We start from the raw sequence: 22,560 nt of genomic DNA, 5'->3' as shown, positions 1-22,560 counted from the left end.
TCCGCACCCCGGGCCGCCGGTAAGGCGGGAGCACCTGCGGCACGCACCGCGCAGCGCACCCAGGTGCGCGCCCAGCGCGCCGCGGCCGGCCGCGCGCGCCGCGACACCGGCCCCTACGTAGGCGCCGCCACCCCCACCCCGCTCTCCGGCACGCCGGGCCTGGGCGGCATCGGGATCTCCGGCGGCTCCCCCACCGGCCGCGGCACCCCGCGACCTGCCGTCGGCGACGGCGCCCAAACGCTCATCACGCGCCGCGGGCTTTTGCTGGGCGCGCTCGGCGTGGGCGTGCTGGCGGCCGCAGGCGCAGGCATCGCCGCGGTCGCAGGCGGCAAGGACTCCTCCACGCCCGACATCCAAACGCTGAAGGTGCCCAACGACGCCGTCTTCACCATCTCCGACCTGTCGCAGGTGGAGAACGCCGACGATTGCGCGGAGCAGCAGGGCTCCTACGACCTGCCCTACGGCTCCCTGGTCTGGTGCAACGATTCGAAGTTCGCCTGCTGCCTGATCCCCACGGAAAAGGCCAAGCCGCTGGCGCAGGTGGCCACGCTGGCCCTGTCGTCGGGCACGTCGGCCGTGGTGCTGGACAAGGCGCGCGGGCAGGACGAGGGCTTCGAGATCTACGACGCGCGCTGCACCTCGCAGGGCATGGTGTGGACCGAGGCCAACATCATGGACGGCACCTGGCGGATCTTCGCCGGGAAGCTGAACTCCAACGGCGACGCGCTCTCCAACATACAGCAGCTCGACGAGGGGTCCACCGATCGGTTCGAGACCCCCACCATCGCCGCCGTGGGCGGGCATGCGTTCTGGCAGGTCATGCCGCAGGCCGACAGCACCGTCACCGCGGCATCGCAGATCGCGCAGCTCAAAAGCGCCTCCATGGGCAGCTCGGACGTCAACGTGGTGTACGAGTCGGCCGGCCGCATGGCAACGGCGCCGTACGCGGCCGGCGACGGCGTGGTCATCACGCCGCGCGTCACCGGCGCATCGTCGTATTACGAGCTCACGCGCGTGAGCGAGAACGGCGACGTCACCGACACGCTGACGCTTCCCGCATCCATGAAGCCGCTCGAGGCGGGCTACGGCAAGACCGGCTTCACGTTCGCGTTCGACGCCACGTACAGCTACGGCGACGGCATCGCCAGCCTGGGCACGTACGCCCCCGCCGAGTCGCCGGGCAGCGGCGGCTACAGCGCGCAGAAGTGGCTGCGCTTCGACCGCACGCCCACCACCGCGCCGGCATGGTGCGGCAACTGGCTGATGGTGAAGTCCACGAGCGCCGTATGCGGCGTCGACTTGCAGGGCAAGCGCTACTTCGCGCTGTCCGCGGAAAACGGCGCCGACGACTACGGCGAGTGGCTGGCCTCCAGCGGCCAGAACGACACGGTGGTCACGTACTCCAACATCGACTACACGCCCATCGGCGGCGAGGCCGTGAACTGCTGCCGAGTAAAGGTATGGAAAACGAAATAACCGCAGGCTGAAAGGCCCCGCGAACGCGGGGCCTTTTGCATAGGGGCACGCATTGGAAAACCACGCCCCGAGCAGTTCCGAGAACGAAGCTGAAAGCTATGTAGGGGAACTATGTTTTATATGGCAAACATAGTTAGCTATGGGTTATCCTTACAATTTAGTTAACCCGCGCATACACCATCGCCGGTCATCGCAGCTGGGACGGAGGCCCGATCCGCAGCTTCGCCCCAGCGAACCCCAGATGGTATAGGCGCGGGGAAACGCATCCGCATGGACAATCGAAGAAAGGAAACGGGATGATCGAACGCAACGCGATTCGACGGGTCCTGGCCACGGCTGGAGGCAATGCCTCCAAAGGCGTGATGGCCATGGCGCTCACGTTGTCGCTAACCCCGGTGACGGCACTCGCCCAAACCGACGGCGGCGAAATAGAAGGGGCAGCCGGCTCCGATGCTACCAACACTGAAACGGCTGCCCCGCTAGCGAGCGAAGACGCGGAAACGTCTTCTAGCTCAATCGAGGATTATACCTTGTCGGGGGGCGAAAAGTCCGTTTCCGCGCAAGAAGCATCCTATGATTTGACCAAAATCGCAGACGGCAAGTACCAGGGCGTGGCTGTGGCTGACTCCAACGATCCCTTGAACAAGGGGGACGAATGGAACGTCGAGAGCTACAACGTCTCGGTTGCGGTGACCGTCGCGGGCTCCAAGATCACGAACGTCGAGGTTGCGGACTACAGCGCTCTTGGCGACGATGACTGGGACCGCATGAACAGGGCCGTTAACGGCTACGAGAAAAGAGGAGCGTCTTACGAGGGCGTTGTCAGCCAGATCGAAAAAGCCGGCAACACCAGTGACATCGACGCCGTCACCACGGCGACGATCTCCTCGAACGCCATCAAGACCGCGGTCGACAACGCGCTGCAGGCAGCCTACGACGAGCAGAACGCGAAGCCGGCCGAAAGCGAGTACACCTACGGTTATGCAGGCTTGACCTGGGCCGAATATTGGGCGGCCGAGGGAATTCAGGCTGCAGGGTCCGCGGAATCTTCCAGCGACCTTGACTCTCGCAGCGAGGCCGACAAGGGCGCGTTCGATGCCGTTACCCGCGCAACCGCGAATCACGGCCTGCATCGTGGCAGCTATCAGTGCATGGCCACCATCTACACCAACGAGGGAGCAACGTTCGAGCTGGCAACCTGGGCTGCCGACGGCAAGTCCTTCACCACTACCGACGGCAAGACCGTGACGTGGGATCGCGGCAGCATGACTGCTGACGGCGCCACCTACACCCTGAAGGACTACGAGGTCACGGGCCTGAAATACGTGCCGGTGAAGGTGAAGACCTCCGACCTGGACGCCTTTAAGGCGAGCCACAGCTTTGTCGCCAACGGCGAGACGCTGGCCGGCGGCTACGGCGAAGGGCAGCTTTCCTCGTACTCCGGTTTGGTTGCCGACGTCGACGCCGATACCAACGGCCTGAAGACCGTCACCGTTTCCGATGGCTCTTGCAGCTTCTCCGCCGCGGCCGCCGGCACGGATTCCGGCATCAAGGACCAGGCGCTCAAGACCGCCGATCTGGCCAACATGGGCGCAACCGTCAAGGACGCGTCCGGTTCCTACGGCGAGTTCCTTCGCGTTGACTTCACGCAGGGATTCGGCGATCTTGGCGCCAACATGCAGGCAGTGACCTGGACGTATTACGGCGATGATGCAACGCGCACCAACGCGCTTGCCACGTTCGGCACGAAGTTCGCCGCCGACAACTGGATGCACAAATCCATGGGCATCCAGCTTGGCCTGACCGACTCGCTGCGTTGCCAGCTTCCTGCCGGCACCAACGGCACCGGCTACTGGACCGTTACGGTGCATGCACTCGGCTATGCCGATGCTTCTTGGGATTTCCAGGCAACCGAGGACAACATCGTCGGCGCCAAGGATCCTGTGACCGAAGAGACGAAGGCGAAGCTGCAAAGCCTGTACGACAAGGCCGCCGCGCTTGATAAGTCCAAGTACACCGAGGACTCCTGGACCGCTTCGGCCATCGAGACCGAGACCGCCGAGACCAAGGACCTGCTGGCCAAGGAGAACCTTGGCGAAGCCGAAGCCGCCGAGCAGATCACGCACCTCCAAGGTGCGCTTGACGCGCTGGTCAGCCTGTATCCTGAGGCTGGCTCGTACGTGCTCATGAACATCCCGTACAGCGATTTCTACGCCGCGGAGCAGAACAACTCTGGCACGGACGTGGTGACGTCCGCTACAAAGCAGAAGACGCTGGCCGGGTCGCTGGTTTCCGGCTCTTATCACGTGAACGCTGACGGCAGCGACATCACGGGCGCCACGTTTGCCGTTAAGGTAGGCTCTGACAATATCGATTGGTCGAAGTTCAAGCGCGTGACGGATTCCGATTCCGTCGACATCACCACCTCCATCAAGGGCAAGACGTCCGCCACGACCTATTCCGGTCGCGATGCCCTGTTCCAGGCGCCGAGCTACTCGTACTACGTGCTGCCTGATGGTGAGGAGCCGGCCAATTACAAGGAAGTCACGGTTGACGAATCAGGCAACCTGAAGTTCAGCGCGGTCGAAGGCAAGGAAGCCACCGAACTCGCGAACGTCACCGCCGAGTTCATCACCGACAGCAAGTACGGCGATTACGAGATCGACTTCGACAACCTGCGCGAGCAGATGCTTGACGCCGATGGCAACCAGGCGGTCGTGTACGGCGCCGTGGTGAACGCTGCCGATGGGACCGGCGCCATCGAGGGCTACGGCATGCGCGCCCTGGAGAACATCTGGAAGGGCAAGGAGCTTGCTTGGAGCTGCGGCTTCGTGACCGAGTCTCACGGCAGCCCGCTGAGCTCGCAGCACTACACGTCGATGATGGGCAAGACCATCAAGTCGGTGATGTTCTACACCTCCACAGGCACCTACACCGTGGCGATGGACCAGTATGTTCCGGTCAAGGTTTCCGCAGATGAAGGCGCTATCTCCATCCAGGAAAGCGCTTCGCTCGACGAGACCTCCCTCATCGGCATGAACCCGACGCTGCCCGAAGGGTTCGCCGCGCAATACAGCATCGAGGGATGGAACGGCGATGTCGAGGTGTCGAGCGCCTCTTCCGGACCGTACAACAGCGTCGTGAGCATCCCGGCCGGCACGCAGCCGGGCGAGTACACGATCACGGTCACCGACAAGAACGGCAAGTACGCTCCTTTGAGCGCGTCCTTCACGCTGACCACGGCGAAGAGCGTTGCCGCATTCGACGCTTCCGGCTTGAAGCTGACCGCCGCCGAGGGCGCGAGCGAGAACGACCTTGCGAACTATCTGGGCAACATCTCCCAGGTGACGGTGAACAACGTGGTGTACAACGCGCAGGGCAAGGGCGCCGTGAAGATCATCAACGAGGACGGCTCCCTGAACCTTGCCGCCGCGAACAAGGACGGTTCCTTGGTGTTCGCCGCGAACGGCGCATACGAGGTCGAAGTCGTCGCTACGGGCTACACCAGCAACCTGCAGTTCACGTATGCCAAGGTCGCCGACAAAGCTGCGCTTGAAAGCACCATCCAGTCCGCCCTGAAGCTTGACAACGGCCAGAACGCCTACACCGCAAGCAGCTGGTCTGCCTTCCAGACGGCGCTTAAGGCCGCTCAAGGCGTGAACGAATCCGTTTCCGCCACCGACGAGGAAGTCGCCAACGCGCTTTCGGCGCTGCAGGGCGCCCAGGCCGCGCTTGCCGCAACCCCCACCGCAGACCAGCTTGCCGATCTGCGCGCGGAGATCGAGGCCGGCTCCAACCTGAAGGAAGCCGACTACACGTCCGAAAGCTGGGCCGCGTATCAGCAGGCCGTGAAGGCCGCGGAGGCGCTCTTCGGCGATGAGAACACATCCGCCGCCGACGTCGAGTCCGCAACGGCCGCCGTGAAGCAGGCCCGCGAGCAGCTGGCCAAACCGACCGTCGAGAATCCGCCCGCAGGCGGCACCGGAACGGATAACTCCGGCAACGGTAGCGGAGATGGCACCGGGACCGGGACGAACGGCGCCGGCAACGGCAACGGAGCTGACACCGGCACCGGCAACGGCGCGGCAGCGAGCGCGACCGACACAGGCGCCGCTTCCGGCCTTGCCACCACGGGCGACGTCGCCCCGATAGCGGCAACGGGCGCAGCTGCCATCGGCGCGGCCGCGCTGGCCGCGGTGGCGCGCTTCATGCGCCGCCGCACGCGGGAGTAGGTTCCGCACAACACGAAAGCGCAGGTGGCGAAGACATATTCGCCACCTGCGCCAAAGCGATGCATTGCACCTTATGGCGGAGCCCGGGCTCCGCCATAAGGCCGTTTAAAGGAGAAGCGAAGACCGTGACGGATCGAAAGACCGAAGAACGCGCCGAGGCGGAGACGCACGGCGCAACGCCGGGAAACGAGGAGAAAGGGGCGGGCAAGCACGCAGCGCTGCCGCGGAAGGCGGCCACGGCGGGCCTGCTGATGCCGTCGGTGCTGACGGGCGTGGCCGTTGCGCTGGTCGTGGCGCAATACCAGCCGCTCGTGTTCAACCCCGACGCATACGCATCGACCGAGCAGGCCACGGCCGAGATCAAGCCCGTCGAGGTGACGGCGGAACGCCAGGATGCGCAGCCCGCCACCGACGCGAACTATAGCGCGGCGGACTACGGGATCGATGCCTCCAACCTGAAGGACGGCACGTACACCGGCTCCGGGCAGGGATTCAAAAGCACCATCACGGTGGCGGTGACCATCAGCGGCGGGAAGATCGTCGCAATCGAAATAGTGTCCGCGGGCGACGATGAGCCGTATTTCAGCAATGCGAAGGGGCTGATAAGCTCGGTCATCGCAGCGCAATCGACGTCGGTGGACACCATTTCAGGGGCAACCTACTCCTCGAAGGGAATCCTCGTCGCCATCAAGAACGCTCTTGAGAAGGCCGCTGGCGGGACGGGATCGGACACGGGCGCCTCATCCGCCCCGGCATCCACCGCCTCGGGCAAAAGCCACGCAACGCTGAACCCGACCGAAGTGCCGGCAGGTGGCTACGCCGATGGCACCTACTACGGCGAGGGAGAAGGCTACAAAAGCACCATTCGCGTGGCCGTGACCATCGCAGGAGGGAAGATCTCCAAGATAGACGTCCTCTCCCAAGACGACGATGCCGCATATTTCAACCGCGCGAAATCGCTGATCGCAACCGTCGTCGATAAGCAGACGACGGCGGTCGACACGGTATCGGGCGCGACGTTCTCCTCCGAAGGCATCTTGGCCGCCGTCGAGGACGCCCTGCGCCAAGCGGCGGTCAAAAGCGGCAACAACGCCGCAACGGATAAACCCTCCGGCGATTCCGGCAACACGGGAAGCGGCGACTCGCCGAGCAAGCCCGACGGCGACGAGCCTTCTCAGGGCGGGCAAACCGAGACCCGCTACCTTGACGGGGACTACACCGTGTACGTGAAGTGCGAGAACACCGAGGACCCCGACGCGTTCGAGCCGTATTACCTGGCCATGACCGTTACGGTCGAAAACGGCAAGGCATCCGCGATCAAGGACGTGCACGGGACGAACAAGGCGACCGACGAGGACGCGGTGCTCGAGGAATACGACGAGTCGAACGATGCGTATCTTGATTGGGCGGCGTTCGGACGCGTCGTTCGCGGCAAGGAGTACGTCGGCGTCGTCGAGCAGCTGATCGATCTGCACGCGGCCCCAAGCAACGTGGACGTCGTGTCCCGCTCCACCTATTCCTCGAAGGCCATCGTGAAGGCATACGAGAAGGCGCTCGAGCTGGCCAATGAGGCCTATAAGAAGGCGAATCCGTCAGACGACGCCGCAACCGGCGATGCCGGCGGCTCGGGCGCTGCGCCTGGGAAGGGCGAAACGGGCAGCGTCTCGAACAACGGAGGCGGGGCCGACCGTGCTTAACCTTCTCGTACGCAAGCGAAACCTTATAGCGAAAACCGTGAACGTTGCGGTTATCGGAGCGTTGGCGGTCGGCTTCAGCCTCTGGGCCGCCGACGCCAACGCCGCCGATGCCATGGTTCAAAAGCAGATCCAAGAGGCCGAGCGCGCGGCAACCCGCGGGCCATATGCCGTCGACGGCGTGTTCACGGGCACCGCCCAAGGATACGGCGGGCCGGTGACCACGCAGGTCACCGTGAAGGACGGCTACATCGACGCCGTTCAGGTCGTGGACGCCCCCAACGAGGACGGCCCCTACCTGGAGCAGGCCGTCAAGCTCATCGACGACATGTTGGCCAAGCAAACGCCGAACGTGGACACGGTATCGGGCGCCACGTTCTCGTCGGCCGGCATCATCAACGGCACGGTTCAGGCGCTTGAAGCAAGCAGCTCCGGCCAGGTAGGCGCCGCGACATCGGAAGAGGACGGCGAATAACATGGCGAAGATCAAGACGAAGGCCCTGGCACGTCATCGCCGCCTCCTCCTGGATCGCGGGGTGCGCTGGGCGGTGCAGATTGCGTTCTTCATAGCGTTCCCTGCCGTGTTCAGCGCGGCGTTCAACGGCGTGAAATACGCATTTACCCAGATCGGAGCCATGCAGCCGATCGAGCTGAGCGCTTTTATCGTCACATTGGCGGCGGTGCTGGCATTCACCGTGGTGTTCGGCCGCTTCTTCTGCGGCTACGCCTGCGCGTTCGGAACGCTGGGCGACGCCCTGTTCGCCCTGTTCTCCCCCGTGCGCAAGAAGCTGGGCATCGGCGTCAGGAAACCGCTTCTGCCCCCGAAGCTGCAGCGCACGCTGCAGCTGCTGAAATACCTGGTGCTGGTCGCCATCTGCGGGCTGTGCGTCGCGGGCGCGTGGTCGAGCGTATCAGGGTACAGCCCCTGGACGGCGTTCGCGGGCATCATCGCCGGCAACGTCGACGGCGTTGCGGCGAGCGCGTTCGCCATCCTCGGCGCCATCGCGCTCGGCATGCTGTTTGTGGAGCGCTTCTTCTGCCAGTTCCTCTGCCCGCTCGGCGCGGTGTTCAGCCTGCTGCCGGTGCTCCCCTTCTCCTCTTTCCGCCGCGATACCACGCGCTGCGCGAAAGGGTGCGGGCTGTGCAAGCGTTCGTGCCCGGTGTCGGTGCACCCCGACCCCGATGCGCTTGCCGCGGGCGAGTGCATCTCGTGCGGCCGATGCGCCGACGGATGCCCCCTGGAGAACGTGGCGATGCTGCGCGTGCCCAACCCGAGCGCTACGGCGGCATCGAACCTGGCGGAGGCCCCTGGCGCCAAAAAGGCCCAGGTCAAGGACTATCTTGTGCGTCTACGCGGCACCGAGGTCCCTTTGGTGCTGATCAAGGCGGCAGCGCTTTTCGCGTTGTGCTGGTTGTTCATATAGGAAACGAAAAGGATTTGGTCGATGGAGAACGGAATGCTCTCGCGCCGAAGGTTTCTCATGCTTGCGGCGAGCTCGATGTGCGCGATGGCCGCGCCCGCATGGCTGACAGGCTGCTCGGCGGGGCAAAACGACGGAAACGACGGCGCGGCCGCGAACGATGCCGCCGATAGCGCAGCTTACGAGGTCCAATCCCTCACGCTGTTCCTATTCGACACCGTCATCCAGATCAGCGCGCTGTGCGCGCCCGAGCTGATGGACCGCATCTCCGAGCGCTGCCAGTTCTTCGAAGACCGTTTCTCGCGCACGAAGGAAGGCAGCGACATCTGGAACATCAACCAGGCGCACGGCGCGCCGGTGGAGGTCTCCGAGGAAACGGCGCGGTGCATCGAGGCATCGCTTGCGTATTCCAAGGCTTCGGACGGCCTGTTCGACATCAGCATCGGCGCCGTTTCCAGCCTTTGGGATTTCGTCGAGGGCGTCAAGCCCGACGACGACGCGATCGAGGAGGCGGTCACGCACGTCGACTACCGCGCGATCTCGGTCGATGGCACCACGGTAACGCTGGCCGATCCCGATGCGATGCTCGACCTTGGCGGCATCGCAAAGGGATTCATCACCGATGACCTGGTCTCCATGCTTCGGGAAGAAGGCTGCGAAAGCGCCATGCTCTCCCTGGGAGGCAATGTCTACGTGCTGGGGGAAAGCTTCCGCGGCGACGACTGGAACGTTGGCGTGCAAGACCCCAACGGCACGGCGAACGACGTGATCGCAAGCATACCGGCACGCGATAAATCCCTGGTCACAAGCGGGTTGTACGAGCGCAGCTTCACCGTTGGCGACGTGCTGTACTACCACATCCTCGACCCGCGCACGGGTTATCCGGTGAAGACGGACCTGGCAAGCGCCTCGATCGTGTCCGACAGCTCCACCGACGGCGATGCGTATTCCACCACGCTGTTTCTGATGGGGCACGACAAGGCCATGGAGCTGCTGAACTCCGACGAGCGCTTCAGCGGCCTGCTGGTGGATATGAACGATACGGCCACGGCGTCGGACGGCTCCGGGTTCACGCTCCTGAACGAATAGAAGGAGGCAGATGCAACATGACGGTTGCTCAAAAGAAGGCATACAGGCGGATGAAGCTCAACGTCGTTGCAGTGTTGGTCATCGTAGCGGTTGCGTTGGCCGCTGCCACGGCCGCCAACGCGCTTGGCAGCGCGGTGGACGCGCGGACCGCCGTCATCCAAGACGCCGACGGCAACACATTCACGATGCCGCTTTCCCAAGACGACGCCCTAACGGTGACTTCGAGCGCCGGCACGAACGTGATCGAGGTGCAAGCGGGCAAGGTGCGCGTGAGCGAGGCCGACTGCCCCAACCAAGACTGCGTCGAGCAGGGCTGGATCTCGAAGGCGGGCCAGCAGATCGTATGCCTTCCGCATAAGCTCGTCGTGAACATAACGGACGAGGATGCCGGATCGACCTACGATGTCGTCGGGCAATAGCGGGTCGGACGCTTCGCCATGGCCGTAAATCCCCGCATCATCGCCACGCAGCGCCTTGCGCGCATCTCGCTTTTGAGCGCGCTCGCGCTTGTCCTGAGCTATATCGAGACGATGATCCCGCTCCCCGTGGCGCTGCCAGGCGTGAAGCTTGGCCTGGCGAACGTGGCGGTGGTGGTGGCGCTCTTGGGGCTCGACATGCGCGCCGCCGCCGCGGTTGCGGTGGTGAAGGTGATGGCATCGGGCTTCCTGTTCGGATCGCCGATGATGCTCATGTACAGCCTGGGCGGCACAGCGCTCGCGTTCGCGGGGAGCGCGGCAGTTTCCCGTATCCCCGGCTTGGGCGCGGTGGCGACGTGCATGGTGGCGGCGATCCTCCACAATGCGGGCCAGATCGCGGTTGCCGCCCTGTTGCTGGGAACGCCATCGGTGCTGCTCAGCTTGCCGCCGCTCGCTTTGGCGGCATGCGCCACGGGTTTCGTCACGGGCGCCGTTGCGGCGGGCGTGCTGGCGTCGCAGCCCGACAGCCCGTATGCAGCCGAGAGCCTCGAGCTTCTACGACCTCGCATGAAAAGGCGGACGCCCTCGAACGGGAGAGGCTTCACGCCGCTTGCCGCCGACGTTGCGACGTTCGGGGCCTATCGCCGCGGAACGACGATCGCCCACAAGCTGGACCCGCGCGCGAAGATCATCTTCGCGGTGCTGTTCATCGCGACGACGTTCGCCGCACAGGGCGCGCCGGCGTTGCTTATCCTGCTTGCGGCAGCCATGGCCGTGCAGGCGGCCTCCGGCTCGAGCGCGCGTGCGGCGCTGCGCTCCTTGAAGCCGTTCGCATGGCTTATCGCCTTCGTCCTGGTCTTCGACACGCTGTTCGTGAACTCGGGCGATGTCATCTGGTGCGCAGGCCCGGCGACGATCACCGCGGGCGGGATATCATGCGCGATCGAGAACGTGCTGCGCTTCGTCTGCGTGCTGCTCGGCACGTCGGCGCTCATGACCACCACGTCGCCGACGCAGCTCACCGACGGGTTCTCGCTGATGCTGCGCCCCTTGGGCCGCTTCGGCGTGCGGACGGCGTCCGCCGGCTTGGCCATGAGCATGACGTTGCGCTTCATCCCCACGCTGACGAAGGAGTTCAACAAGGTGTGCGTCGCCCAGATGTCGCGCGGCGCCGATTTCGCAAACGGCGGCGTGCTGCAACGCGGCCTTGCGCTCGTATCCGCCCTCGTCCCCATGTTCGCCGGCGCTCTGCGCCGTTCGGAATCGCTCGCGTATGCGGTCGAGGCACGTGCGTTCGGGGCCGTCGGCGCTTCGCGGACCTGCCTGCGCAGCTACCGCCTTCGAGGCGTCGACTGGGCGGCCCTTGCGCTGGCGGCTGCGCTCCTTCTCATTGAGTTGGCGTTGCGATGATCGGCGCGGCCGGCTTTTCCGGAGCCGGCACGACCGGCCCCTATCCGGGCTGGGACCGCCCCGCTGGACGCGAAGAGAGCGCGGAGAGAGCCCGGTTGACGCGAGGGAGATGCGAAGCCGTTCTTTTAAAGTCCGGGGTTGCCGGTTCGGAGCCACTGTGTTTTGCGCGAAAGAGCGCGGAGAGAAAGCGCGGAAGGTAGGAACGCGCGGCGAAACGACCGCGCAATGATGGCTCGATTTTGCGAGGAAGCTGGCTTGGCCGAGACCGCATCCGATTTGCAGCCGGCGCAGACCCCTATGCCTGCTTGTCGGTTTTCACTATGAAGCCGAAGTAGATGATGTGGCCGAGCCACACCGCCGCCAGGATGATCCGCCCGACGAGGACGCGGCCCATCAGGGCGAAGCCGATGGTCAGCAGCACCGTCACCGGAATCAGGATGGTCAGCTTCGCGCGCAGCGTCATGGAACGCTTGGTCACGTAGCCTTCCAGCACCTGCTTGTACACCTTCGTGCCCTTGAACCAATCGTTCAGACGCGTGGAGCTGCGAGCGAAACAGAAGGCCGCGACCAGGACGAACGGCGTGGTGGGCAGGATCGGCAGCACCACGCCGACCATCCCCAACGCGAAGCACAGGAAGCCGCCGACGGCCCACAGGGTCTGACTGACACGATTGCTGCCGCCCGAGCATGCCGTTTCCGCCGATCGGACGGCATCGGCATATGCCGGGCCGGAAGACGCCGCCTGCTCGATCAAGGCAATCTGCTCGTTCACGCCTCACGCTCGCTAACTGTTTCTAGTCGCTAACAAATCCTGAGAAGTTTACCACGGGTTCTTCAGTGAGGCAACCAAGGCGAACTCTTTGGCGCCAGCTGCCTCCTATTATCGCCAGCGGCCGCCTTGAGCTATTCGGGCCACTCACCAGGCATCACGGCAAAACCCCGATCGAGCACGAATCAACGGCTTCGCTTTAAGGCAGACTGCGTCGTTTTGCCCGGCCCCGGCAACCGCGCCTCATGATGGCCACATTGAAGTTACCCATGGCTATCCGTGTGACGGTTGTGCGGAGCTGAGCGGTTGCGGGCGATTGGCGCTTGCGCTCGAGCGGAGGGCCGGGTATTCTATAGCTATTGAGATTAATTCTCATTAACGATTCCAAACGGAACCACTACTTCAGACGAGAAGGAGTATCACCATGAATAAGCGCACCGAGCTGCCCACCGCAGAGAATTCCTCCAACTTCAACCGCGTCGCCGGCGCAACCTGCCAGGTCGGCACCACGCTGGAGAACCTGAAGGCCGCCGTGTGCGGCGAGACGGGCGCTTCCGCCAAGTACGCCGCCTGCGCGAAGCTTGCCAAGGAGAAGGGCTACGAGCAGCTGGGCCGCCTGTGGGAGGCCACCAGCGCCGCCGAGCAGGTGCACATCCGCCTGGAGGCCGGCCTGGTCGAGGAGCTTGAGCCGGGCTACGAGCGCCCCACGGCCGACGCCCCCGAGCTGGAAGAGATCGACCTGAACCTGATCGCCTCCGCCAACGGCGAGATCTTCGAGACCTCCGACATGTACCCGGGCTTCATCGCGAAGGCCCAGGAGGAGGGCAACGACAAGGCCGTTCAGGTGTTCACCAAGGCCAAGCTGGCCGAAGCCGTGCATGCCGAGCTGTACCTGCAGGCGTACAACAACATCGACGCCGCCGATGACGACTCCTACTTCCTGTGCCCGGGCTGCGGCTACATCGAGAAGGGTTCCGCCGCCCCCGAGAACTGCCCCATCTGCGGCGCGCCCGCCAAGGTGTTCAAGCAGTTCTAAGCTGCAAACAAACGAATCGCAAAGGCCGCCCACCGGGCGGCCTTTTTGCTATCTACTTCCCCATTTCCAGCAGGACCTCGCCATCGAGCGACTCCACGCGGGCAGCTCGCACGCGGAAATTCATCCGCAATTACCAGCTTCTGATAAGAACAAGGCAAGTAGATGATAAGTACGTGATAAGTAGAATCCGGGGCTTCGATTTGCGTTTTCCCAGGTCAGACGGTTTCAGCCTCGAAGCAAGCCGTGAAAATGTAATTGAGTGATAAGAAGAAACCAGCATCGCAAAGGCCGCCCACCGGGCGGCCTTTTCGCTATCTACTTCCCCATCTCCAGCAGCACTTCGCCGTCGAGCGACTCCACGCGGGCAGCTCGCACGCGACCCGCTTCCAGCTCGATGAAACCGACCGACGCCGGGAACCCTCCGCGCGGGCGGCTGCAGCTTCCCGGGCAGATGAACAGGCTGGCCGGGTATGCGTCGCGCCCGGTGAGGATCTCGGGGATGTGGGTGTGCCCGTGCACGCACACCTGCGGCAGCGGGTCGCCCGGCGCGATGGCGCGCGAGCCGTTGAAGCCGATGCGCGCGTCGTTGGGGTAGTGCGCCACCAGGAAGCGCACGCCGTCGATGACCGGATGGGCGAAGCGCGTCACGTTCTTGCCGTACTCGTCGTAGTCGTTGTTGCCCAGCACCGCCGTGGTGGGCGCCATGATCTGCAGCTCGCGCAAGATGCCAGGGTCGCAGATGTCGCCCACATGGATGATGTGGTTGCAATACACCAAGGCGCCCAGCGCCGCATCGGGCAGGCGTCCATGCGTGTCCGAGATCAATCCAACCAGCTTCATGGAAGCATCACCTTCTCCTTCGGGCGAACAGCGCCCTACTCCTTCTCAACCAGGTCGATCAGGTCTTGGTGCGAATGGATGTCCAGCTTCGCGTATATGTGCTTGACGTGGGCTTTCACCGTGTTGCGTGATACCACCAGTTGCTCCTGGATGTAGGCACGGTCGCGGCCGCGCGCGAGCATTTGAAACACCTCGAGCTCGCGCGGGGTGAGGCCGTACTGGCCTGCCAGCGCCTGGCAGCGCTCGTCGAACGTGTCCTTCGGCGCCTCGACCACCGCCGTCTCGACCGGCGTCACGCCGTCGATGACCTCGCGGAAGCTGAAATTTCTCAGCCCGATGAGCGCATAACCCACGAACAGCAAGATCAGCGCAGCAGCGAACAAATCGAACAGCGGCGTGCCCATGCCGGCGAGCACATTTGCGCGCACGCCGAGCGTCGCGCCCAACGTTGAGCCCAGGCTAGAGACGCCACGGCCCCACGCGAAGGCCGCGACCGCGCCGCGGCTGTTGCGCGACGCCACCGCGATAAGCACGACCCAGGCGACCATGTCGAACAACGTATTGCCGGTGGACAGCAGCAGCACCGTGACGGTGCTCGAACGCGGAAGATCCATGGTCATGGCCAAAAAGCCCGCTACAACGAACAGCACCGACACCTGTACGAGCAGATCGGCGGGGAAACGCTTCTCGGACAGGAGCGCCCAGACGGCAACCACGGCCACGGGCAGGATCACGAAGAACGAGGACAGCGGCACGCCGCCGACTTCGCCGAAGCGCAGCGAGCAGCCGAAGGCCACGCGGAACAGGAACAGACACACGAACAGCTGGCTGGCCAGCGGTAGAAACGACGACGGGCGCGTGACCGAGAAGTCGTGCGGCGCCTCGCCGGCCTGCGTCTGCTCGAGCACCGGGCGCGCATCGCGCCATGACAAGGCCCACGCGGCGAAGGGCGCTGCAAGAAAGAAAACCGTGCCGGCCCACACGGGCAAAAGCCATGCGAACGCCGATGACGCAACCTGCGCCACGAACGCCAGCGGGATGAGCACGCTAGCCTGAGCAGGGGACAGCCGCGACGCGGCGATGCCCGCGATCAACACGCACCATGCGTCGCGCACCGCCAACGCGCACGATGTCAGCACCAACAACGGAGCATTGCCCGATCCCAGCGCCACCGGGAGGGCACAGCCTATCACCATGAGGCCAAGGACGCCCGCGTTCAGCTCACGTACATGCAAAAGCGCAGGTCGGAAGGTCGCCAGCAGGCCAATGACTATGAGGGACATCGCCTTTGCCGTGATGGATATATCGCGCGCGTATGTGAACACCCCGTCGAAAAACGGGAACACCGACACGTTCCTGAACGATGAGGCGGAAAGCACCAGCGACAGCGCGACGAACGAGCACCAGAACGCCGGCGTGAACAGACCGCGCATGACGGCGCGATCGGCATCGGTATGTAGATTCTCTTCAGTCATGCCCGCATTCTATCATGGTCAAATAGCGAAAGCGCCGCCCACCCGAAGGTGCACGGCGCTTCATAGGTTAGCGCGCAGCGAGCGTTCGCGACCAGCGAGCTCGCAGGGCGTCCGCAGGCCTTACGCCTGGCCGGTAGCTGCCAACATGCCGGCGCGACGGCCTTCGACCATGGTGCGGCCGCAGGCCAGGCCCGTGAACAGGTTCGGGTAGCTCACGCTGAAGAAGCCGCCCGAGCAGTCGCCTGCCATGTACAGGCCCTCGATCTCGGAACCATCCTCACGGAAGGGGTGCATGTTCGTGTCGATGCGCACGCCATCAAGCGTGGCCAGGAACCATGCGCCCGTGCGGATGCCGTAGTACGGCGGCGTCTTCAGGGGCATCAGACGGTAGGGCTCCTTGTTGTAGTCCTCGTCCTTGCCGTTCTCCGCCATCTGGTTGTAGCGGTTGAACGTCTCCACGAAGTTGTCCACCGGGATGTTCAGCTTCTGCGCCAGCTCCTCGGGGGTGTCGGCCTTCTGCAGATAGCCCTTCTCCAGCAGCGGCTCGAAGAACTGCTCGGGCATCTGGTCGATTCTCTTGTTCGTCGGGCTGCCGTTGTCGAACGGGTACAGGCGGCAGCAGCCGACCTCGTTCATCTGCTTGACCTGCTCGGCGTAGTCGCTGTCGAAGATGTCACAGTAAGTATGACCGGGCTGCATGATCGTGGAGTGCAGCATGTAGTCGTACGGGCCGGATTCGTTGCAGAAGCGCTTACCGTTGAGGTTGACCTTCATGAACGGCTGCTCGCCGAACCACCACCACTCGCCAACGACGCCATCGCCCGCCTTCTCATCAGGCTTGACTGCCGCACGGTTGAACGTGCACGCACAGGCCAGCGGATCCATTTGGCCGCCAACCCACATCGCAGCCTTGATGCCGTCACCCGTGGGGTTGCCGCCTTTGCCGTCGAGGGCGAGGGCGATGCGCACCTTCTGGTTCCAAGGCTGACGCGCCTCCATCATCTCCAGGTTGTTGCCGTAGCCGCCCGTCGCCAGGATGACGCCCTTGGGGGCATTGATGCGAATGTAGTGACGGTCTTTCACGTCGCGGGCGATGACGCCGACCACGCGGTCGTTCTCGTCCTGCTCCAACTTGATGAGCTCGGTGGACCAGCGGAACTCGGCGCCCTTCTCCTCGGCGTACTCCTTGAGCGACACGCCGAAGTGGAAGTTCTTGTCTTCCTTGCCCTTGGCGGTCTTGGCCGGGCTATGGCCGACGGCCCACGCCTTGTCGCGCGCGCCCTGACCCTCCGTGCCCACGGAGCCCTCGAAATTCATGACCAAGCGGCCGTCGCGCTCGATGATCTCGGTGAGCCAGTCGACCAGGTCGCCGGATTCGTTCAGCCACAGCTTCACCAGATCGTAGTCGATGAAGCCGTTGGCGTAGCGGACGATGTCCTCCATGGCCTCCATCTTGTCGATCTTGAACTGCGGGAACTCATCGAACGAGGCCAGCTGCAGCTTCGAGTCGATGCCGCCGATGTCCTGGCGCGGGGACATAACGCCAGGGGTGCGATCGATGCCGAGCACCTTTGCGCCGTTCTCGGCGGCGGAGATGACGGCGGGCAGGCCGGCGGTGCGGCAGCCCACGACCAGCACCTCGACGTCGATGGTCTCGGTGATGTCGCGCTCGGCGACCTCAGGTGCCTGACCCAGCCAACTGGGTGCACCGGGCAGCTGGCCGGCGCTCGCGTTTACCGGCTCCTCGCCGGCGGAGACGGTGTAGCCGTTGCCGCAGCCGGTCAGCGCGCCCATGGCGGCTGCGCCGATGGCGGTGATGCCGGCGCCCTTGAGGAAAGTACGACGATCGAATCCGTTATGCTGCATTCGGGGCCTCCCATCCCTCGGGCATGTTCAGGTTGTGGCACTGGTTGCACATGAGCACGCTCTTCTCGTGAGCCTTGTGGCAGTCGCCGCACTCAAGCGCCAGGTCCTGGTGGCTGCTGTGCGGGTTAAAGTTTTCGCCGTTGCCATCGAAGCCCCAGGTGTTGGCGACCACGTCGTCCATGTCATGGCAACCGCTCTTGGCGCAGAACTCCTCGCTGGCCATTTCAGCGCCCTCGGCCAGCTTCGTGCCGTCGGCGGTCATGGGATAGTCGTCGGAGACCCACTTCATGGCCTCGCCCACCTGCTCGGTGATCACAGGCTCATGGCAGCTCAGGCAGTTGTTGCCCGCCTCGGCGTGCGCGGTCACCAGCATGCCCTGGTCGCCGCTGTAGTACGTGTCCACGTAGCTGTCCATGGGGCTATGGCAGATGGCGTTGCAGAAGCTGGGCGTCTCGTGCCACACCCAGAAACCTGCACCCGCCACCACGATCACCGCGGCCACGACGCCGCCGATGATCCAGCTGCGCTTGGCCTTGCGCTTCGGGGAAGGCGCTTGCGCGTCCTCACCGGGCTGGGAGAACTTCTCGTCTTCAGCCATTCGTTCCTCTCCTTTTCTTTGAGACCTTCGGCAAGTCCGGCGGGTGCGACGACACTCGAGGGGTACACCTGCGACCGGATAGCGGCCGCGCACCAGCACCTGCAACCGGACGGCGGCCGCATGCTGGCGGAAGCGATGCGCTGCGCCGTGCCCCACCCGCCGGACTTGCCGCGGGGCCCTCCACGGCCCCACCCAACGCGCACATCATGCGCCCGCATAGGCGCGCACGCCTAGTACCCCCGCGGGGTAAACTTTGCGTTTACCCAGGTGAGAGCGGGGTATAGAATGGATTGAAGGTTTCGAACGGACACTTAGGCGACCCCGAGCATCCCCCATGCGACCGCAAAGCATACGCCCTCGGCATCCCCCATGCGACCGTTAAGGAACCGTCCCCAAGCGTCCCGAAGTCGGAAAATGCGAGGTTGGCACGGTCGCGAGAGCGCCTATCCGGCAGCGAATGCAACGCAGGCTCCGCTAAGAGGCGATACGTCTGCGCTTGAGGATGGATTGCCTGGTATAAGCCAAATGGCGCAAGCTTCTCACCTGGGCAAACGCGTTTTTGCAGACTCGCTATACTCGGCGCAACCCCATTCAAACGCAGACGTATCGCCCTTTGGGTCAGCGCGACCCCTTCAAGCGCCCCTAAAAGCGGCAGGAAGCCGCAAAACAGCACCCGAAACGCGGAAAGCCCCGCCGCGGGTGTACCGCGACGGGGCTTTCTGTAAGGAGGCGAGAGTTGAGAAAAGGTTCAGGGGGACCGAAGGGTCGTCAACCAGGAACTGCGAACCGCGTCAAGGCAAGCAGCGCTCGCGATCGACTGAATGCGCTCGACCCGGCTAGTCGATTGAGATGGAACGCGAGGTTTCGGGCTCGGGCTTGGCGATCTTCTTCGGCACGTCGATTTGCAGGGTGCCGTTGTCGAACTTGGCCTTGATGTCGCCTTCCTCGATGTCGTCGCCGACGTAGAAGGTACGGCTGCACTTGCCGCTGAAGCGCTCCTGGCGCACGTAGGTGCCCTTCTTATCCTCGGTCTCCTGCTTGGTTTCGGCCGTGACGGTCAGGTAGCCGTCCTTCAGCTCGGCCTGCACACCTTCCTTGTCGAAGCCCGGCAGGTCGATGGTCAGCTCGAAACCGTTCTCGGTTTCGCGGATGTCGGTGCGCATCAGGTTCGGCGTGGTCTTCACGCTCGGCGCCGCCATGGTGCCGAAGAAGTTGTCGAACGGGTCGGTCATAAGGTCGTTAAAGAAGCGATTAGAGCGGGGTACCAACATGGACATCATCGTCATCTCCGTTTCTTGGGGCGAAGCGTGCTGCCCGGCGCCGGCCGATCCCCGGTCGGGCGCCTTGCCCGATTCGCTTGCCAGGCGGGCTGTTGCGCCGCATTGCGCAACGGCCGTCAAGCTTGCGAACGGGCCGGCAGGTTGTTCCGCCGCCGTTTCGGTTGCTTTCGTTGCGGCCCCGTTCAGGGGCCGTTCCTTTGAACAGTTATCGTTATAGACCCTGCGTTAGCACTCTGCAAGTGAGAGTGCTAACGCGTTACCTTCGCGTCATTTTCGCGTCACGATGCGGGAACTTGAGGGGTGAAGGGAAACCGAAAGCCGCGCGACGAGCATCGGGCGGCGGGGCCGCAAACCGCGCGACCGCCGAAAGCCGAGCGGCAAGCGAAGCGCGGGGCGGCAAGCAGCCCGCAAGCATCACGCGGAGCGGCGAGCAGCCCCAAGCATCGCGCAGCCTCGAGACCATCGCCCGCGCCGCATCTTCACGGGGCGTTCACGCTTCTTTAAGGCTTCTTTCAGGCGGCGCACCTACTATATGAATCGTTCCTTATCCCTTCCCTTTACGGATCGCGCTCTCCCATCCGCAATCCGGCCAGGCGGAGTCTCCCACTCCCGCCCGGCACGCGGGGCGCGGGATTCCCGCCCGCACCCCGCCGATTCCCATGGCGCCGTCTTCCCATCGGCGCCGCCTCGCTGCCTCGTCTCCCATCCCGAGGCAGCGAAACCCAACGCGGGGTCTCCCTCCCCGCATCGCAGAGGACCGCCGCGGCTTCCCACCCCGGCGGTCCTGCGTTTAGGCGGGGAAGCGCTCGGGCGCAAATCCGCTCGCTGCGCGATCGAGCCCGACGCCTGACGTGCACGCGCCCCATCCGGACCCGCCGCCCAACCAAGCCTGCGCCTCCCCGCTCCGCCGCCCAACAGGGCCTGCCGCCGCTCGCCGCAACAGCGCTTCCCCGCTCCGCCGCGCGTGCCGCGCAAGGGCGCCCGCGCTTGCGCTACCATGTCGTTAATCGACAGAAAGGAACCCGTCATGCGCGAAACCCCGCAGCTGAAGCACATCGAGCAAGTATCCGACGGCTGGATCAAGAAATACATTCTCACGTACGTGCTGCCCGACGGCAGCGACTACATATATGAAGCGGCCTCGCGCAAGGGCCTGGAAGCGTACCGCGCCGAGCTGGCGCGCCTTGAAGCGCGCAGCAACACGGCCATCGCGGCCATCGACGAGGGCGCGGAAGATTTCGGCGCCGCCGCCGTCGCCGCGGCAGAGCAGGCGGCCGGCGCCAGCGGCAAGCGTACCGCCGACGCCGTGTCCATCGTGCCGATCACGCGCGACGGCAACCTGGTGCTCATCCGCGAGTTCCGCTATCCGCTGAACAGCTGGGTGGTTGGCCTGCCCGCGGGGCTGGTGGAACCCGGCGAGGACCTGCCCGTCGCCGTGGACCGCGAGCTGCGCGAGGAAACGGGCTACGGCCTGCGCACCGACATCCCGGAAGGCGCCGTGGAGCTGCTGCCGCAGGCCGGGCATTCGTCCACCGGCATGAGCGACGAAAGCGTGCAAACGGTGTTCGCCCAGGTGGAGAAGGACGAAGCAGCTCATCCCGAGCACGGCGAGCTTATCGAGGTGTTCACGCTGCCGCTTCGCGAGGTGCCGCGCTTCCTCAAGCAGAACCCCTTGCCGCTGGGCACCCGTTTGCAACTGGTGCTGGAGATCTTCGCGCGAAACGCGAAGTAGCCCGCACTTTACGGTCGGAACGCGAAAGCCCGCCGCCCTCGAACGAGGACGGCGGGCTCGAGACAGCCGTATCGATAAGCTCGCGACGGGCGCGAGACCTACTTCCCTTTGCGGGCATCGTCGAGGATGTTGAGCGCCATGGTGTAGCCGCCGGCGCCGTAGCTCAGGCACTTCGACACGCGCGCGATGGTGGTTGCCGACGCGCCCGTGGCCTTCTCGATGGAGGCGTACGAGTTGCCGGCGTCGAGCTGGCGCGCAACTGCCAGGCGCTGCGAGGTTTCGCGGATCTCGCGGATGGTGAACAGATCTTCAAGCAGCAGGAAGATGTCGTCCTTGTCCTGGATTTTTGAGAAAACGGTCAGCAGATCCTCCACCTCGGGGGTTCTCAGCTCGCTCATTCGGCATCGCCTTTCCGATTCACCGGGTCCTTTGCATTCATTGTACTCCATCATGGTGGAGTGCTTGAGAACTCCGCAAACCCCCGCCGCAAACGGCGGCACGCCGAAGCCCCGACACGGACACATGAGGACGGAGGGTTATCCGCCCGACCAAGCGCAACGCCAACTACCACGAGAGCGGTTGGCGGGGACGAGCAAGGGAAAACTTGACAGATAAGCCTCCGTCCCCGAGTGTCACCTGGGGACGGAGGCTCCTGTCGGGTCCGGATCTCTTACTTGCCGCCGCCTGCGGCCGGGCCGCCCATGCCGCCCATGCCGCTGGCTCCGCCCATGCCTGCGGACGCTGTGCAGCTGGCCGTGACGGAGGTCTCGCTGCCGCCGCTCACCGTGCCGGAATCCGTGTAGCCGTCGGCGTTGGCATTCGCCACCTCACCGCCGATGACCAGGGTGTATTCACCGCCTTCCGCAAAAGCGGGGCCGGACGCCAGCACCATGCCGAAGCGCTTCGTGGCCGTGAGCGACGCCACCACGTTGCCGCTGCCGTCGACCACGCATACGCTCTGGCCGGCCTCGCCGCTTGCCGAGGTCATGGCGAAGGCCTGCGTGCCGCCGGTGAAGCTTTGCGCCATGCCCGTGGAACCGACCATGAGCACGGCGCCGCCGCTGACGGTCGCGCTGCCGTCGTAGTCGAACGCGCCGTCGCCGTCGCTGGTGGGCCCGGAGACCAGCAGCACGCCGCCCGTCACCTCGACGTTGCCGTTGCTGTCGATGGCATCGCCGACGGAATCGACCACCAGATAGCCGCCGTTGATTTGGATGAGGCAGTTG

Annotated in this window: 17 protein-coding genes and 1 pseudogene; 10 read left to right on the top strand and 8 right to left on the bottom strand. The window is 64.5% G+C overall.

Features of this window, described 5'->3' with window-relative positions:
- The 8 genes from Q0H50_RS02790 to Q0H50_RS02755 all read left to right on the top strand — a co-directional run.
- A partial coding sequence (locus Q0H50_RS02790) for a hypothetical protein (RefSeq protein WP_294419131.1) occupies positions 1-1,476 on the top strand: 1,476 nt, incomplete at its 5' end.
- Between the two features lie 296 nt (positions 1,477-1,772).
- Positions 1,773-5,708, top strand: coding sequence for a penicillin-binding Tp47 domain C-containing protein (locus tag Q0H50_RS02785; protein WP_294419130.1), 3,936 nt, complete (start codon positions 1,773-1,775; stop codon positions 5,706-5,708).
- Positions 5,709-5,833: 125 nt separating this feature from the next.
- Positions 5,834-7,405, top strand: a complete 1,572-nt coding sequence (locus Q0H50_RS02780) for an FMN-binding protein (RefSeq protein ID WP_294419128.1) — start codon at positions 5,834-5,836, stop codon at positions 7,403-7,405.
- A 37-nt stretch (positions 7,406-7,442) separates the two neighbouring features.
- A complete protein-coding gene (locus tag Q0H50_RS02775) occupies positions 7,443-7,877 on the top strand; it encodes an FMN-binding protein (RefSeq protein ID WP_294419125.1) in 435 nt (144 codons plus the stop codon).
- Position 7,878: 1 nt separating this feature from the next.
- Complete coding sequence (locus tag Q0H50_RS02770) at positions 7,879-8,826, top strand: 4Fe-4S binding protein (RefSeq protein WP_294419123.1); 948 nt, start codon at positions 7,879-7,881, stop codon at positions 8,824-8,826.
- A gap of 21 nt (positions 8,827-8,847) precedes the next feature.
- Positions 8,848-9,912 (top strand): FAD:protein FMN transferase, encoded by a 1,065-nt coding sequence (locus tag Q0H50_RS02765; RefSeq protein WP_294419121.1) that lies wholly within the window; start codon positions 8,848-8,850, stop codon positions 9,910-9,912.
- 17 nt (positions 9,913-9,929) lie between these two features.
- Complete coding sequence (locus Q0H50_RS02760) at positions 9,930-10,331, top strand: NusG domain II-containing protein (protein WP_294361758.1); 402 nt, start codon at positions 9,930-9,932, stop codon at positions 10,329-10,331.
- Positions 10,332-10,349: 18 nt separating this feature from the next.
- Positions 10,350-11,738, top strand: a complete 1,389-nt coding sequence (locus Q0H50_RS02755) for a Gx transporter family protein (protein ID WP_294419119.1) — start codon at positions 10,350-10,352, stop codon at positions 11,736-11,738.
- 295 nt (positions 11,739-12,033) lie between these two features.
- Here Q0H50_RS02755 and Q0H50_RS02750 read toward each other — a convergent pair whose 3' ends face one another.
- Positions 12,034-12,510, bottom strand: coding sequence for a YbaN family protein (locus tag Q0H50_RS02750; RefSeq protein ID WP_294419116.1), 477 nt, complete (start codon positions 12,508-12,510; stop codon positions 12,034-12,036).
- Positions 12,511-12,931: 421 nt separating this feature from the next.
- Here Q0H50_RS02750 and ngr point away from each other — a divergent pair, with 421 nt between their 5' ends.
- Positions 12,932-13,543 carry a nigerythrin gene (gene ngr, locus Q0H50_RS02745; RefSeq protein ID WP_294381248.1) on the top strand — a complete coding sequence of 204 codons (612 nt, stop codon included), beginning with the start codon at positions 12,932-12,934 and terminating at the stop codon, positions 13,541-13,543.
- A gap of 315 nt (positions 13,544-13,858) precedes the next feature.
- On the opposite strand, the gene Q0H50_RS02740 is transcribed toward ngr, so the two are convergent.
- From Q0H50_RS02740 to Q0H50_RS02720, 5 genes are all read right to left on the bottom strand, one after another.
- Positions 13,859-14,383 (bottom strand): metallophosphoesterase family protein, encoded by a 525-nt coding sequence (locus Q0H50_RS02740; RefSeq protein ID WP_294419113.1) that lies wholly within the window; start codon positions 14,381-14,383, stop codon positions 13,859-13,861.
- Between the two features lie 35 nt (positions 14,384-14,418).
- Complete coding sequence (locus Q0H50_RS02735; protein WP_294419110.1) at positions 14,419-15,858, bottom strand: helix-turn-helix transcriptional regulator; 1,440 nt, start codon at positions 15,856-15,858, stop codon at positions 14,419-14,421.
- Between the two features lie 120 nt (positions 15,859-15,978).
- Positions 15,979-17,724: an FAD-binding protein gene (locus Q0H50_RS02730; RefSeq protein ID WP_294419108.1), complete on the bottom strand. Its 1,746-nt coding sequence runs from the start codon at positions 17,722-17,724 to the stop codon at positions 15,979-15,981.
- On the bottom strand, positions 17,714-18,322 hold the full coding sequence (locus tag Q0H50_RS02725; RefSeq protein WP_294419106.1) for a cytochrome c3 family protein: 609 nt from the start codon (positions 18,320-18,322) through the stop codon (positions 17,714-17,716). The genes Q0H50_RS02730 and Q0H50_RS02725 overlap by 11 nt, the downstream gene beginning before the upstream one ends.
- Positions 18,323-19,158: 836 nt before the next feature.
- On the bottom strand, positions 19,159-19,608 hold the full coding sequence (locus tag Q0H50_RS02720) for an Hsp20/alpha crystallin family protein (RefSeq protein ID WP_294419105.1): 450 nt from the start codon (positions 19,606-19,608) through the stop codon (positions 19,159-19,161).
- Positions 19,609-20,629: 1,021 nt separating this feature from the next.
- Here Q0H50_RS02720 and Q0H50_RS02715 point away from each other — a divergent pair.
- Positions 20,630-21,334, top strand: a complete 705-nt coding sequence (locus tag Q0H50_RS02715; protein WP_294419103.1) for an NUDIX hydrolase — start codon at positions 20,630-20,632, stop codon at positions 21,332-21,334.
- Between the two features lie 98 nt (positions 21,335-21,432).
- Here the strand turns inward: Q0H50_RS02715 and Q0H50_RS02710 are convergent, their stop codons facing one another.
- Together Q0H50_RS02710 and Q0H50_RS02705 are read right to left on the bottom strand one after the other, a co-directional pair.
- The gene (locus Q0H50_RS02710; RefSeq protein ID WP_042432493.1) at positions 21,433-21,732 is read right to left on the bottom strand and encodes a YerC/YecD family TrpR-related protein; all 300 of its coding nucleotides are present in this window, start codon (positions 21,730-21,732) and stop codon (positions 21,433-21,435) included.
- A gap of 272 nt (positions 21,733-22,004) precedes the next feature.
- Positions 22,005-22,560: pseudogene (locus Q0H50_RS02705) on the bottom strand (hypothetical protein); the annotation flags it as partial.

The organism is uncultured Senegalimassilia sp. (genome assembly GCF_934632265.1).
In the GTDB taxonomy this organism is placed as follows: Bacteria; Actinomycetota; Coriobacteriia; order Coriobacteriales; family Eggerthellaceae; genus Senegalimassilia.
Note: the sequence above shows the minus strand (reverse complement) of the source record. Positions and strands in the feature narration are given on the sequence as shown.